Origin of the sequence: Aeribacillus sp. FSL M8-0254, from assembly GCF_038008845.1 — a bacterium.
GTDB classification, from domain to species: domain Bacteria; phylum Bacillota; class Bacilli; order Bacillales; family Aeribacillaceae; genus Aeribacillus; species Aeribacillus composti.
In genome coordinates this window covers 3490615-3504375 of the sequence record NZ_JBBOZY010000001.1, presented here as the reverse complement: position 1 = coordinate 3504375, position 13761 = coordinate 3490615, and the positions used below count along the sequence as shown (strand labels likewise).

Here is a 13761-nt window from a genome sequence, read left to right as displayed (position 1 = left end):
GTGCGTATAAAAGCTGATAGTTCTCTTTTAACTACGGACAGATATTATAAGTGAAAGGGGAAAGGTCACAGCGGAAAATAGAAATTGAGCATTCTTATCCAAGATGAATCATTTTAAAACATTATGGCATTGTTCCTAAAGCGGTTATTCGTCCGATGTAAAGTTAATAAATAACACGGTACAATCTATCTACGGCAACTGGTATGTCTTCATTTTTTATATTGGCAAATCCGATAACCAAAATAATTTTTTTTCCTTCTTCGATATTGCCTAGTAAATTGAACCTCTTCATGGAGTATATTTCAAGTTTTTCTTTTTTTGCTCTTTCTTCAATTTCTTTATACCCTTTATCTGTTTTGAATTCCGCAATGAAATGAAGTCCTGCCGGCACATTTTTAATCTTAATGCCATTTCGAAATTTCCATTTCAATTCCTTAATCAGGTTTTCTCTTTTCATCTCATAGTGATTGTTCATGCGCTTGACGTGTTTTGCGTACTCGCCGCTTTCAATAAAATAGTGAAGCGTAAATAAATTCAGTGTATTGCTTCCCTGTATCCAATATGAAAAATGTCTTTTGTACTCTCTTAATAAATCGGTAGGCAAAACGAGATAACTGATTCGGAAACTCGGCATGATCGTTTTGGAGAATGTTCCTGCATAAATCACGCGTTGATTCCGATCTAGGCTTTGCAGCGACGGAATATTGTCCGTTCCGTATTTAAATTCGCTATCGTAATCGTCTTCTACAATATACCTTCCTTCAGAAGCCGAGGCCCAATTCAAAAGTTCAATTCTTCTTGAAATAGGCATAATGATTCCGGTCGGGAATTGGTGTGACGGGGTGATAAAAAGGAAATGTGGATTCAAAGCTTCCACTTTCTTGATGTCTATTCCTTTTTTATCTAGATCGATTGGAAAAACTTCAAAATTCATATCTTTTAATAATTGGTAGATGCGAGAATACCCAGGGTTCTCAATTGCAGCTTTTATATTTTCCTTCTGCATGCCCAACACTTGACGTAACAAGGGCTGTGTCCCGGGGCCGATAATCACTTGTTCTGGTTCGCATTTAACGCCGCGTGTGAGCGCAATCATACGTGAGATGGTTTTTCTCACAAGGTAAGGACCTTGAGGATGAGAAATGTCCGAAAGTTCGTTTTTGTGATTTTTTATTGCTATTTTTTCACACTTCATCCATTCTTTAAACGGGAACATGGAGATGTCAGCCGTCATATGTGATAAGGAAAGCCATCTCTCATCTTTCTTGGAGAATTCTTCTTTTAAATCATCTGGAAAGTTCATTTTAGCCTCTTTTTGATTGTTGAACTGTGTAATATTTTCCACATAGTAGCCTTTTCTTTCAATTGCGTAAATATATCCTTCAGCCAGGAGCTGCTCGTACGCATTGGAAACCGAATTAATGCTCACTCCTAATTTTTCTGCTAATTTTCTTTTGGAAGGCAATTTTTCATTGGTTGGGATTTTTCTCTCTAAAATTGCTTCTTTTAACTCTTTATAAATTTGTTGATAGATATGATTTGACTTATCCTTTTTATCTATTTGAAAGAAAATCATAATCTATCTCTCCCTCTGGTACCTGAAAAATCAGAAAACTGGTACTTTTCTTTTAATATATTTATCATAATATTATTAAAAAGCAATGTAAAGGAGGACAACATTGAATGTTAGGAATATTGACGACTGAAGGGCTGTAAACTAATCGGAAGAAAAGTTTCAAGCGGTTTCACGGAAATTGTGCCTATTAAGCAGTCGTCCTATTTGCCGAAGGGTTTTACGGAAGAAACGATATAACGTTCGGTATGAGAAGCTAAGCAATATAAATATGGAAACATTTGATATTGTTCCGGATTTGATGATCGTTTCCAAGTCGTCGGCTGCGGGTTATTAAGCAGTGTAGCAGGCAAGATGGGAATTTGAAAGGCTGCCCGTACTAGGTGAAACGCATGCCGGAAATCCGTCAGCATGTGCTCTTTTATTGGCGATGATGGGTATCGTTGAAAAGAAGAATTTGCTCCCAATTTCTGAAATACTTGAAAAAACTGCTGAATGACAAGTGGAACATAATAGATGAAGGGAAATTCGCGGCATACATCCTATAGTTGCGCCGGAGATTATTGAAGACCACACGGACCATAAAAAAACGAACCAAATTCTGAAATACCCGAATGAATGTGACTTTTTATTTTCTGACGGTATTGATGGAAATTTATAGACCCTTTAACACCGTTTGTTGTTTCAAGTTGAGGGATAGAAATTCCTGTATTGGAAGTAAAGGTGGGTCAATGGCATAGAGCCGGAGATGAAATAAATTAATGAGTGTTTACTAATTTGCTGTGGAAAAAGGTTTGGTAAAAAATAAAAATATTTCATTTAACGGAATTATATATATTTTAAACTATGAAAGTAAGAGGTGGTGTGAAAATGACTCGTTATGAATATGGTGGCGACGAATTTATATTTGTCGAATTAAGTGAAGAGATGAGTTTGGAAGTAAACTTTAAAGCAATGGCTATTACGAATCGATTAAAGGAGGAGAGACTTCCAGGAATAATAGATATTTGTCCATCGAATTCTTCGTATATGATTCGTTTCGATCCAGATCGTACCCATCCGAACGATTTGATTTCAAAATTGAGAGAACTAGAGGAATCTGTTTCTTCTGATGACATTGAAATATCTTCACGTGTTGTAGATGTCCCCATCTTATTTGATGATCCATGGACACACGAGGCATTAATGCGTTTTAGGGACAGGCATCAAGATCCCTCATCAACCGACTTGGAATATGCGGCACGTATCAATGGTTTCAAATCGAAAGAAGATTTAATAAAAGCAATAACTGACTTCCCTTTTATTGTATCGATGATTGGATTTGTGCCGGGGCTTCCATGGTGTTATCAAATGGTGCCTCGTGAGCAGCAAATAGAAGTACCGAAATATGTTCGGCCCCGGACATATACTCCCGAGCGGGCATTTGGTTTTGGTGGAGCGTTTGCTGTTATATATCCAGTTCAAGGGGCAGGAGGATATCAATTATTTGGTATTGCGGCAGCCCCCATCTTCGAGAAAGAACAGCGCAATCATGATTTTAAAGATTCAATGACTTTCCCAAAACAAGGAGATATATTTAGATACCGCAGTATCACCATGGAAGAGTATGAGGAAATTCGTAAAAAAGTAAATGATGGAACCTTCCGCTATTTGACGAAGGATATTACGTTTTCAACAAAAAAAGTACTAGAGGATCCTAAAGCATTTTCTGAAGATGTGTTAAGGAGGTTGTATTCATGATAAAAGTCATAACCCCCGGACTGCAAACGACTATTCAGGACAATGGCCGTATTGGCTACTATGAAGTTGGAATGCCTCCGTCAGGTGCGATGGATAAGTTCTCTTACATTGTAGGCAATTTACTTGTCGGTAATAATGAAAATGCTGCTGCATTGGAAATCACATACATGGGGCCAACTCTTGAATTTCAAGAAGATGCCATTATTGCTCTAACCGGCGGGGAAATTCCTCCAAAAATAAATGGACAATCCGTTCCAATGTGGGAAGCTTTGGCTGTTAAAGCTGGGGATCAACTTTCTTTTGATTTTGTCAAAAATGGCGCAAGAGTATACCTCGCTGTAGCGGGCGGTTTTGATGTTCCTTTAGTAATGGGCTCGCGTTCTACATACACGCTATGCGGCATAGGGGGGCTAGATGGGAGACAACTGCAAGAAAATGACATACTTAAAATAGGAAATGAAAATATACGCCCTGCAAAAATTGGGGCACGCATTGACGATTCATTTATTCCGCAATTTTCAAATCAACATGAAATCCGCGTTGTTTTGGGGTTATGCAGTTATCGTTTAACGGAGGAGAGTAAGGAACGCTTTTTTTCCATTGATTGGACTGTTTCAACAGAAGCAAATCGGGTGGGCTATCGCTTCAGAGGGGAACGTTTGAATTTTGTTGAACGCAAACAGCCGTTTGGGGCTGGAAGCAACCCTTCGAACGTAGTCGATTTAGGTTATCCGATTGGATCCATTCAAGTGCCAGATGGTATTGAGCCAATTGCATTATTAAATGATGCCGTTACAGGCGGAGGATACGCTACAATTGGTACAATCATAAGCGCCGATTTAAACAAATTGGCACAAGTCAAAACAAATGAATCCGTAAGATTTGTGGCTGTTGATATCGAAGAAGCCCTTTCAGCAAGAAAAGAAATAAAAAATATATTAAATCAAATAAAACAACAACTTTGTTAAATTGGAGGAATCTAATATGGAAAGTATCATTGTATCTGCGATCCCTGGAATATTTTATCGAAAGCCGTCGCCTGAAGAAGATGAATTTGTTAAGGAAGGTGACCGTATTAAGGCAGGAGATGTTATAGGATTAGTTGAAGTCATGAAAACTTATTACGAAATAAAGGCAGAAAAAGATGGAATTATTGATAGATTTTTAGTTTCAAATGAAAAACCAATTAATGCCGGACAAGAGATAGCAGTGATTAAAGAAGAAAAGTGAAAGAATGGGGTGAACAAACAAATCAATGAGTCTTTTCAAAAAAGTATTAATCGCTAACCGTGGAGAAATTGCCAGAAGAATTATCAAAACTTGCAATCGGATGGGCATTCAAACCGTTGCAGTATATTCTGATGCAGATGCGGATGCACCGTTTGTAAAGGAAGCAGCTGAAGCAGTTTACATTGGAGAAAGCCAAGTAAAGAAGAGTTATCTGAATATGGAAAGCATAATCCGGGCAGCAAAAGAAACAAAAGCGGAAGCAATTCATCCTGGATATGGTTTCTTATCTGAAAATGCTGATTTCGTTAAGAGATGTGAAGAAGAAGGTATTGTTTTCATTGGTCCTAGTGCACAGGTAATGAAATTGATGGGAAGCAAAGTAGAAGCCCGGATCAAGATGTCTGAAGCGGGAGTTCCTGTAGTCCCTGGATCGGAAAGAAGTTTGGATTCAGTGGAAGAAGCGTTATCTATTGCGAACCAAATTGGTTATCCCCTTATGTTAAAGGCGAGCGCAGGTGGCGGGGGAATCGGGATGAAACTGGTTCGAAACGATAAAGAACTGGAAGAAGCCTTTCACTCAACGAGGCAACAAGCAACATCTTTCTTTGGAGACGGAACGATTTTTCTGGAAAAATGGATTTCAGAACCACGTCATATTGAAGTACAAATAGCTGCCGATCATTATGGCAATACTGTCCACTTATTTGAAAGAGAATGTTCTATACAAAGAAGACATCAGAAAGTGATTGAAGAAAGTCCATCCCCATTTCTTGATGAGGAACTTAGGGAAAAATTGTTAACAACAGCACTTCGGGGAGTAAAGCATATAGGATATACCAATCTAGGTACAATGGAATTTATCTTTGATGAACATAAAAATTTCTACTTCCTTGAAATGAATACAAGGCTGCAAGTAGAGCATCCGGTAACTGAAGAAATTACAGGCCTTGATTTAGTTGAATGGCAGCTGCGGATTGCCGCTAAACAACCTCTTCCGTTGCAACAAGATCAAATTCACAGAAACGGCCATGCCATTGAGTGCCGGTTGTATGCGGAAGATCCGGTCACTTACTTTCCTTCTCCCGGGCAGATCGAACGTTTGACTTTGCCTGTTCATCAAGCAAGATTTGACTTCGGTGTAGTAGAAGGGAATCATGTTACTCCATTTTACGATCCTATGATAGGAAAGATAATTGTACATGGCAGCAATCGAAGAGATTCGCTAGAAAAAACAAAACACGTCCTTGAGCAAATCGAAATTCAAGGAATTAAAACAAATCTGCCATTATTGAAAAAAATTATGCAAAATGATCTGTTTGCAAAAGGCCATTATACAACCAAGTTTCTCGATCATTTTAATTTGAATCAACAAGTGAAATGAGGGGATCAACGTGTATAAGGTAGATATCAATTGCGATATGGGTGAAAGTTTTGGCCTTTATGAACAAGGAAACGATGAAGAAATGATGAAGTATATTTCTTCAGCAAATATCGCATGCGGTTTTCATGCAGGAGATCCTCATGTCATGAGGAAAACAGTTGAATTGGCGAAGAAATATAATGTAGGAATTGGTGTGCATCCCGGATTTCCTGATTTGCTTGGTTTCGGCCGGCGCGCAATGGCTTGTACACCGTCGGAAATTAAGGATTATATCATTTATCAAATGGGAGCATTGAGAGAATTTGCAAACATTTTTGATGTAAAATTACAACATTGCAAACCGCATGGAGCTTTGTATATGAGGGCAATGGAGGATAAACAGGTGGCACGTGCCATTCTTGAGGCTATCCATGCTGTGTCAAAGGACATGATTGTGTTTGCTTTAAATAATTCAGAATTTATGGAAGAAGCAATAAAAATGGGTATCCCTGTTGCCAAGGAAGCTTATTCGGATCGTGAACATACGGAAAATGGGTCTATTATATTAACTAGAAAAGGCTCCGAGATAAAGGACTATGCTGCAATGGCTGATCGTGTTGTTAGAATGATTAAAGATAAAAAAGTCATTACTCACGATGGAAAAGAGGTTTCTATTGAAGCAGATACGATTTGTATTCATGGAGATACTCCTGGAGCACCGGAACTAGCAAAGGCAATCGTAGAAGCATGTAACAACAATGATATACAAGTTCTGCCTATAAATAAAATTCTTAATTGAGTTATGAATCTGAACAGGAACTCTCCCTTTATGTGTAAAGGAAAGATTTTGAATTAGGAAGTAATGCTTTCACGTGAGCTTTTCATATACAGACGATACAAGATGTTAAGTGTGGTTTAAAAAATTGTTGCGTAAATCAGGAAATTTATCAAGTGAACCTTAAGGGATTTGATAAAAAAGAATATTTGGACCGTGGAACAAAATCAATGAAAAAGAACTTTCTTATAGGCTTTTTCAAAAGCATGTTTGGTAACTTTCTTAGCAATGAAAATTGTAAAACCATTCTAAGCCTCGTTTTGTCTGTTTTGAAGGGATGGCTAGGATCCGTGGTATCCGTCAGAAGATGTGCCATCTTTTTGGCAAACAAAAAATAATATCAATACGAGCTCAAGCCAATACCTTATATTGGCTCAACACTTAGGGAAAATTGGAAAGTGACAGACGTCAGTGAAACACTCGGACACCAGAGGTTTTTTCATAAATAATGTGGTATTAGATTAGGGACAAAATACAAGGAAGAAACCTAACATAACGTTTTTAGAAATGTGCCGGCAAAAATTTACCGACGGTGTCATTACTGGTTTAAAGTGGTGGGACTATATGTTTTCTGTGCCATATTTTAAAATAACTAATTAACTGTAGTTGAGCAATTTTAATTACAATAATTACCATGCAAAAGAGACAAACAGGGTACCCCTTATGCCACGTGGAGCTGTTTTTTCACGGTATCAATGGGAATATTTTGTTTCGCTGCACGGTAAATGAACTCCACGAGGCTATGTCCTTTTCTCTTGCGCAGAAGATCGAGCCCATCAGAAAAATCGCTGTTCGACTCGAACATGCTGTACACGTAAGCAAGCTGCACCAAGATCCAGTAGCGTTTCACCGCCCGACGTCCGCGAACGCGGTACCCATCGAGCTTCAGCTGGTCTTTCGCTTGTCGAAAAAAGCATTCGATCGACCAACGCTGGGCATAGTAGCGCAAGATCTCTTCATCGCTTAGCTCCCGGTCGGTGCTCAAGACGCAGTGAAGATGTTCAGGTGTCATCGGCTGATCGGCTTTCCAAGCGAGCAGCACAACGGCATCATCGAGACCTTTCAGCGCTCCCTCGTAGCGATACACGCGATAACGCTCTTCTCCCACCGTGACGAGATGGGTGTCGTTCGGTTCGATATAGCGGGCAAACTGTTTGGCTTGGATGGCGATGCCTTTTGGATAAAGAACCCGATTCGTCTTGAGCATTGCGATTACGTGGAATCCCTTTTTCAGACAAGCTTCCACGAGCTTTTGCGATGGATACCAAGAGTCCATCAGCACATAAACAGGACGGTGTACATCCAAAGAAGAAAGCATCTCGATCGCGAGTTCCCCCTTGCTTTTCCCAGCCGCCTTGTCGTAGAGGCGGAACGCAAAGGGAAAAGCCTGGGTCATCGTATGAACCATGAGCCAAACGAGAGAATGTCCCCAGATCGACTTTTTCTCTGTGTGAGAATAGTGCCAATCACACCCTTGAATGGCGTGCGTTGCCTGTGACGAAGGCTTGGTTTTTTGGCAAATCGTATCATCGATCGAAACAAAAAGGGGTTGATTCTCCTGTTTGGCGATGCGTTCGACACGACGAAGCATCCACTGTTGAAGTTTGCGAAGCAGCGTCTCTTCATCCCAAGGGCTTTTCGTGAAAAAATGGCTGAGTGTCGTTCGATGATTGGGGTGAAAGCTCCAATGATGAAGATCGGTCAACGTTCCAGAAAAGCCTTTCGTGATCATCGCATCCACGATATGAACGAGATGCTTCATGACAGGTTTTGAAAAATAAAGTGCCAACCCCAACATCGTGAAAAACTTGTGGATTCCTTGATGATGTGCTAATCTATTCATGAGACATGAACCTCCTTGTGAATAATTTTGGTGACACATCTATTCTAATCAAGGAATCGGGTTCATGTCTCTTTTTTTGTTTGGTTGTAAATTTATGTTAGCGAATTTGCTCATCTACAGTAATTAATCAATCTTTTTTAAGAGTCAGCGTTTAATTCAGCTGACCAATTCTTCTTGAAATAAAAGTTATCCGGCAGGTTTAAAGAATATGTTCTTAGGTCGATCATTACTCGTTCCAGTTCATATACACTCTCTTTTGTAAGCGTCGTCATTTCTGGCTAATCACAAAGAAAACTAATAATTCTCTTTTTCCTGTTTGTGATTCTAATGTTAAACATTGTTTAAAAGGAAGGATGGAAATATCAGCAGGTATATGTAAAAGAGAAAGCCAGCCTTCCTTTCTTCATATATGATTTGATTTACCGGAAATTACTTTGTAATTTTTAACTTTGTAATATTTTCTTCATAACATCTTTTTCTTTCAATTGTCGTAAATATTTTCTTCATCTAGGAACTGCACGAATGTTACTTCCCCCCTGATTTTCTTTTAGAAGGTAATTTTTATTTGGTTGGAATCATTAAAATAGATTTATTTACCGTTTTTAGAAATTCCCTATGAAAATGATTGGAATGAGTGTATTTATTTGAAAAAAACATGATTAATCTCTTCTACTGGTACCTGAAAAATCAGAAAACTGGTGCTTTTCACTATAACAGAAAATTGACATAATTCGTATATATATTGATTTTGAGGAGGCAATGAAAAAATGGCATCATCGACAACGATGGAAGACTTGCAAGCTAAACGGAAAAAGTATGTTCCTAAAGGGGTGAGCAATGGAAATTTAAGTATTGCGCATCATGCAAAAGGGGCTACCATCGTAGACATTGATCAGAATGAATGGATCGATTTTGCAGGGGCAATCGGAACTTTAAATGTAGGGCATAGTCATCCTAAAGTAACGGCTGCGGTAAAAGAACAGGTTGATAAATTTTTGCATCCTGGTTTTAATGTGATCATGTACGAAGGATACATTAAGCTGGCAGAAAAATTATGCAAGATTACGCCAGGCAATTTTGATAAACAAGCAATTCTTTTTAATTCGGGGGCTGAAGCAGTTGAAAATGCAGTTAAAGTGTCCCGTAAATTTACAGGCAGACAAGCGGTCGTTTCATTTGTCAGAGGGTTTCATGGAAGAACGAATCTGACGTTGAGCATGACGAGCAAAGTCAAACCATATAAATTCGGATTCGGTCCTTTTGCTTCAGAAGTGTATCAAGCTCCTTATCCATACTTGTACCGAAAACCGGATCATATGACAGATGAACAATATATTGATTGGACGATTGAAGAATTCAAGAGGTTTTTCGCTGCTACTGTGGCACCTGAAACGGTTGCTTGTATCGTAATGGAACCTGTTCAAGGGGAAGGCGGTTTTATTATCCCACCGAAGAAATTTGTCAAATTTGTCAGGGACTTCTGTGATGATCACGGTATTGTTTTTGTGGCAGATGAAATTCAAACTGGTTTTGGCCGTACAGGCAAATTATTTGCAATTGAACATTTTGATGTTGTCCCGGATTTGATTACTGTTTCCAAGTCATTGGCTGCCGGGTTGCCTTTAAGCGGTGTAGTAGGAAAGGCGGAAATTTTAAATGCTGCCGATCCGGGTGAACTGGGTGGAACGTATGCTGGGAATCCTGTAGCTTGTGCCGCCGCACTGGCAGTCATTGATATCATCGAAGAAGAGGATTTGCTCACAAAATCAGAAATACTGGGACAAAAGATTGAGAAAAAACTGCTGGAATTACAAGCGAAACATGAGTTTGTAGGGGAAATTCGCCGCTTAGGTGCTATGGTAGCGGTGGAGATCGTAGATAACCGCCAGAACAAACGACCGAATAAAGAGAAAACGAATCAAATTCTGAAATATGCGAATGAACATGGTCTTTTATTGCTTTCAGCTGGTATTGATGGAAATATTATACGCTTTTTAGCTCCGTTGGTTATTACTGACGAGGAATTAAATAAAGGGTTATCCATATTGGAAAAAGCTTTTGCTCAATGAACTGGGTGAAGAAACTGAGGATAAAATTGCCGGGAATCCATTAACCAGTGGCGTTATATATTATTATATCCCGGCAAAGAAAAACCCAGAGGGAGGTAAACCTTGATGGCAGCGACGATTAAAGTCACGAATCCTGCAACAGGTGAGTTGATCCAGGAAGTAAAGGCAGATACAGAAGAAGAGATTCATCTTGCATTGCGGAGAGGGCATGAAAGTTTCCGAAAGTGGTCCAAAATAAATGCACATGAACGATCGAAACTATTAAAGCTTTGGTCTAAAAAAATCCAAGAACATAAAGATGATCTTGCAAAGATCATGACAATGGAAAGCGGTAAACCTTTGCACGAATCATTGGGTGAAGTTGACTATGCAACTAGTTACATTGATTGGTATGCAGAAGAGGCGAAGCGGCTTTATGGACGAACAATTCCTGCAAATACGGAATCCAAACGTATCATTGTCAGCCGCCAACCGGTAGGATTGGTTGCAGCCATTACTCCTTGGAATTTTCCAGCCGCAATGATGACAAGAAAAGCTGCACCGGCATTGGCAGCTGGATGTACATTCGTTGTGAAACCAGCAGAAGATACCCCGTTAACCACGATGAAATTGATTGAGCTCGCTCATGAAGCCGGAATACCAGCGGATGTAATTCAATGTGTGAATGGCTATGGCAGTGAGGTAGGAAAAATATTTACGGAAAGCAAATATGTCAGAAAAATTACGTTTACCGGCTCGACTCCTGTAGGAAAATTATTGATCAGAGACAGTGCCAGTACAGTTAAACATGTTTCAATGGAATTAGGCGGCCACGCACCGGTCATTGTTGCACATGATGCTGATATTGATTTGGCGGTAGAACAAACGATAGCTTCCAAGTTCAGAAATGCCGGTCAAACATGTATTTGTGCAAACAGAGTTCTAGTGCATGAAAGCATTGTAGAGGAATTTGCTGAAAAATTAACAAATGAAGTTAAAAAATTAAAAGTTGGAAATGGTTTGGAAAAAGGCACTCAAATTGGGCCAGTTATTAATGAAAAAGGCTTTCATAAGATTGTCTCGCAGGTCAATGATGCAATCAGTAAAGGTGCTGAAGTTCTATGCGGCAATAAATACAATGCAAATAGGGAAAAAGGCTATTTCTTTGTTTATCCGACAGTTCTCAAAAATGTCAATGAGAACATGAAGATTATGCAAGAGGAAACATTTGGACCCATTTTACCAATCACAACGTTTCAGGAATTAGAAGAAGCTGTTAATATTGCAAACAGCACGCCTTATGGTCTGGCCGCTTACTTTTTTACAAATGACTATAGAACAGGCATCTATCTGCATGAGCATTTAGATTTCGGAATTATCGGCTGGAATGACGGCTCTCCATCTGCTGCCCACGCTCCTTTTGGAGGAATGAAAGAAAGCGGAATCGGCCGTGAAGGTGGAGTGGAAGGCATTGAACCGTATTTGGAAACGAAATATTTGTCAATAGGGGATATTTATAAATAAAAGATTTTTTGCAGGGAGTTTTTAACAGCTGTTAATTTTCAATTTGATAGAAACTAATCGGTTTTTCATAAAGTTGGTTACATCCACCATCCATGATCAGGAATTCGACTTGGAAATTTATACAATCTGTCACATTTCCGATCAATGTTGGGTCGACTTCTCCATCGTTTACATGAGTTGGAGTTACTTCAATCGCAATCGGTAATTCACTGATGGTATCTACAGAAAAATGCACTTTATGGCCAAACCAAGTGATTTTATTGCTAAAAGAATCAAACTTTGCTCCCCAATTTGCATTGCCTGTTTGTTCACTCTGTTTTTTAGGCTTGTTCTTTTCATAGGCGTTAATGGCGGCACTATCGATAGCCTGATGCCCTCCATTGATACGCCTTCAGCTTGGCCTATCTGGACAAGATTATATAAAGATTTTTTTGAGTGTGTTCATGGAAAATACTGTACTAAAAGTAGAGGTAGATGGTTCAGGTCGACCGATATTTAAACCACATTGATAACGGAACGAATGTCTTAATCCAATCGGTTACGAAGGGCTGTAAACGTATCAAAACCTTCTAATGGAGCAGCAATAAGAGCTCTTAAAATTCCTTTCCCTAGAATGACCTTCAGCCCCCCTTGGGGTGAAGAATTGCTTAGCAAAGGGACGTAAATCAAGAGCACTAAAAAAGATTTGGCAAATTTTCTTTAGAATCTAAAATTTACAGTTCTTCAAAAAGGAAAATAGACTTTCTTGTAGAATGTACTAAGTGACTTCCCCCTAGCGAATTGTTGTGTTTAGGCCACATCAAAAATTCTACAAATGAGGGGTGAAGTCCTTTTTTCTTTCTCTTAGAACAAAAAAATGTAAAATGTTCAAATAAAAAACTTGATTGGAAGTTAAAATTTTTTTATTTTTGTTCTTAATTTCTCTAAATTTCAAATGGTTCAGGTATCAATATTTGGATTTCCACAACCTAAGTTTAGTATCCTTGATAACTGGGCACTTCATAGTACAGCTTCCAGTTCATTAGGGTTTCTGTTTTTTTCCAAAATGAAAGGGCAGAGAATTGCAAAATCCTTATGCAGTGATATGCAAAGGGGCTATACATGGAGAGAGGGCCATGATAACCTTTTTGGTTTTCCAAAATTATTGAAGCTGACGCTTGACTAAAGAATCATGGCTACAGAGGATCCACGCCAAGCCCTTGATGGATAGATCGCATATATTTATACATAATTTTGATAAGATATACTGAAACACTCTGTATTTTTTCTTGCAGAAAACAGTTTTTTGAGTCGCGAGATCTATTTTCATAGAATGCAAGAGTTTTCCTGATGATTCATGAAGAAGAATATTTGTTACAGCCTGAATACGTGTTTTGATTTGCCGCAAGTCTTCGTACCCATTCATACACTCTCCCTTTCAATAAGTACATGCAGTCAAAGGATTCGGACTATGATGAAACTTAGTCTAATGCTTCTTCGCGGAAAGGCACGGATCATGCTTGCCTCTTCTCAGATCCTGTCTGCTATTTCGATCGAGCCAAATAAAATAACTCCTTTATTTCCGCCTCCATTTGAAAAATAAGGAAGGATTACTCATCTAGAAAATAA

At 38.9% G+C, this 13761-nt stretch carries 10 protein-coding genes; 7 read left to right on the top strand and 3 right to left on the bottom strand.

Features of this window, described 5'->3' with window-relative positions; all coding sequences use genetic code 11:
- Positions 1–163: 163 nt before the first annotated feature.
- Complete coding sequence (gene gabR, locus NSQ44_RS16915) at positions 164–1579, bottom strand: MocR-like transcriptional regulator GabR (protein WP_445659540.1); 1416 nt, start codon at positions 1577–1579, stop codon at positions 164–166.
- Between the two features lie 864 nt (positions 1580–2443).
- On the opposite strand from gabR, the gene NSQ44_RS16910 reads away from it, so the two are divergent.
- The 5 genes from NSQ44_RS16910 to NSQ44_RS16890 are packed head-to-tail and all read left to right on the top strand — an operon-like array spanning position 2444 to position 6702.
- Positions 2444–3313, top strand: coding sequence for a 5-oxoprolinase subunit B family protein (locus tag NSQ44_RS16910; protein WP_117017414.1), 870 nt, complete (start codon positions 2444–2446; stop codon positions 3311–3313).
- Positions 3310–4281 (top strand): 5-oxoprolinase subunit C family protein, encoded by a 972-nt coding sequence (locus NSQ44_RS16905; RefSeq protein WP_117017413.1) that lies wholly within the window; start codon positions 3310–3312, stop codon positions 4279–4281. Before NSQ44_RS16910 ends, NSQ44_RS16905 begins: the two co-directional genes overlap by 4 nt.
- A gap of 16 nt (positions 4282–4297) precedes the next feature.
- Positions 4298–4543 (top strand): acetyl-CoA carboxylase, encoded by a 246-nt coding sequence (locus NSQ44_RS16900; protein WP_340857758.1) that lies wholly within the window; start codon positions 4298–4300, stop codon positions 4541–4543.
- A 25-nt stretch (positions 4544–4568) separates the two neighbouring features.
- A complete protein-coding gene (locus NSQ44_RS16895; RefSeq protein WP_340857757.1) occupies positions 4569–5924 on the top strand; it encodes an acetyl-CoA carboxylase biotin carboxylase subunit in 1356 nt (451 codons plus the stop codon).
- A gap of 10 nt (positions 5925–5934) precedes the next feature.
- A complete protein-coding gene (locus tag NSQ44_RS16890) occupies positions 5935–6702 on the top strand; it encodes a LamB/YcsF family protein (RefSeq protein WP_340857756.1) in 768 nt (255 codons plus the stop codon).
- A gap of 697 nt (positions 6703–7399) precedes the next feature.
- Here the strand turns inward: NSQ44_RS16890 and NSQ44_RS16885 are convergent.
- Positions 7400–8581 carry an IS701 family transposase gene (locus NSQ44_RS16885; protein WP_340857514.1) on the bottom strand — a complete coding sequence of 394 codons (1182 nt, stop codon included), beginning with the start codon at positions 8579–8581 and terminating at the stop codon, positions 7400–7402.
- A gap of 767 nt (positions 8582–9348) precedes the next feature.
- On the opposite strand from NSQ44_RS16885, the gene gabT reads away from it, so the two are divergent.
- Together gabT and NSQ44_RS16875 are read left to right on the top strand one after the other, a co-directional pair.
- Complete coding sequence (gabT, locus tag NSQ44_RS16880; RefSeq protein ID WP_066248811.1) at positions 9349–10650, top strand: 4-aminobutyrate--2-oxoglutarate transaminase; 1302 nt, start codon at positions 9349–9351, stop codon at positions 10648–10650.
- A gap of 105 nt (positions 10651–10755) precedes the next feature.
- A complete protein-coding gene (locus NSQ44_RS16875; protein WP_340857755.1) occupies positions 10756–12153 on the top strand; it encodes an NAD-dependent succinate-semialdehyde dehydrogenase in 1398 nt (465 codons plus the stop codon).
- Between the two features lie 31 nt (positions 12154–12184).
- Here NSQ44_RS16875 and NSQ44_RS16870 read toward each other — a convergent pair whose 3' ends face one another.
- Positions 12185–12388: a hypothetical protein gene (locus NSQ44_RS16870; RefSeq protein ID WP_340857753.1), complete on the bottom strand. Its 204-nt coding sequence runs from the start codon at positions 12386–12388 to the stop codon at positions 12185–12187.
- Between the last annotated feature and the right edge of the window lie 1373 nt (positions 12389–13761).

Bases quoted from the DNA above. Each gene is read 5' to 3' on its own strand.
- NSQ44_RS16910 (WP_117017414.1), top strand. From the start codon at position 2,444: ATGACTCGTTATGAATATGGTGGCGACGAATTTATATTTGTCGAATTA.
- NSQ44_RS16875 (WP_340857755.1), top strand. From the start codon at position 10,756: ATGGCAGCGACGATTAAAGTCACGAATCCTGCAACAGGTGAGTTGATC.
- NSQ44_RS16900 (WP_340857758.1), top strand. From the start codon at position 4,298: ATGGAAAGTATCATTGTATCTGCGATCCCTGGAATATTTTATCGAAAG.
- NSQ44_RS16895 (WP_340857757.1), top strand. From the start codon at position 4,569: ATGAGTCTTTTCAAAAAAGTATTAATCGCTAACCGTGGAGAAATTGCC.
- NSQ44_RS16905 (WP_117017413.1), top strand. From the start codon at position 3,310: ATGATAAAAGTCATAACCCCCGGACTGCAAACGACTATTCAGGACAAT.
- gabT (WP_066248811.1), top strand. From the start codon at position 9,349: ATGGCATCATCGACAACGATGGAAGACTTGCAAGCTAAACGGAAAAAG.
- NSQ44_RS16885 (WP_340857514.1), bottom strand. From the start codon at position 8,581: ATGAATAGATTAGCACATCATCAAGGAATCCACAAGTTTTTCACGATG.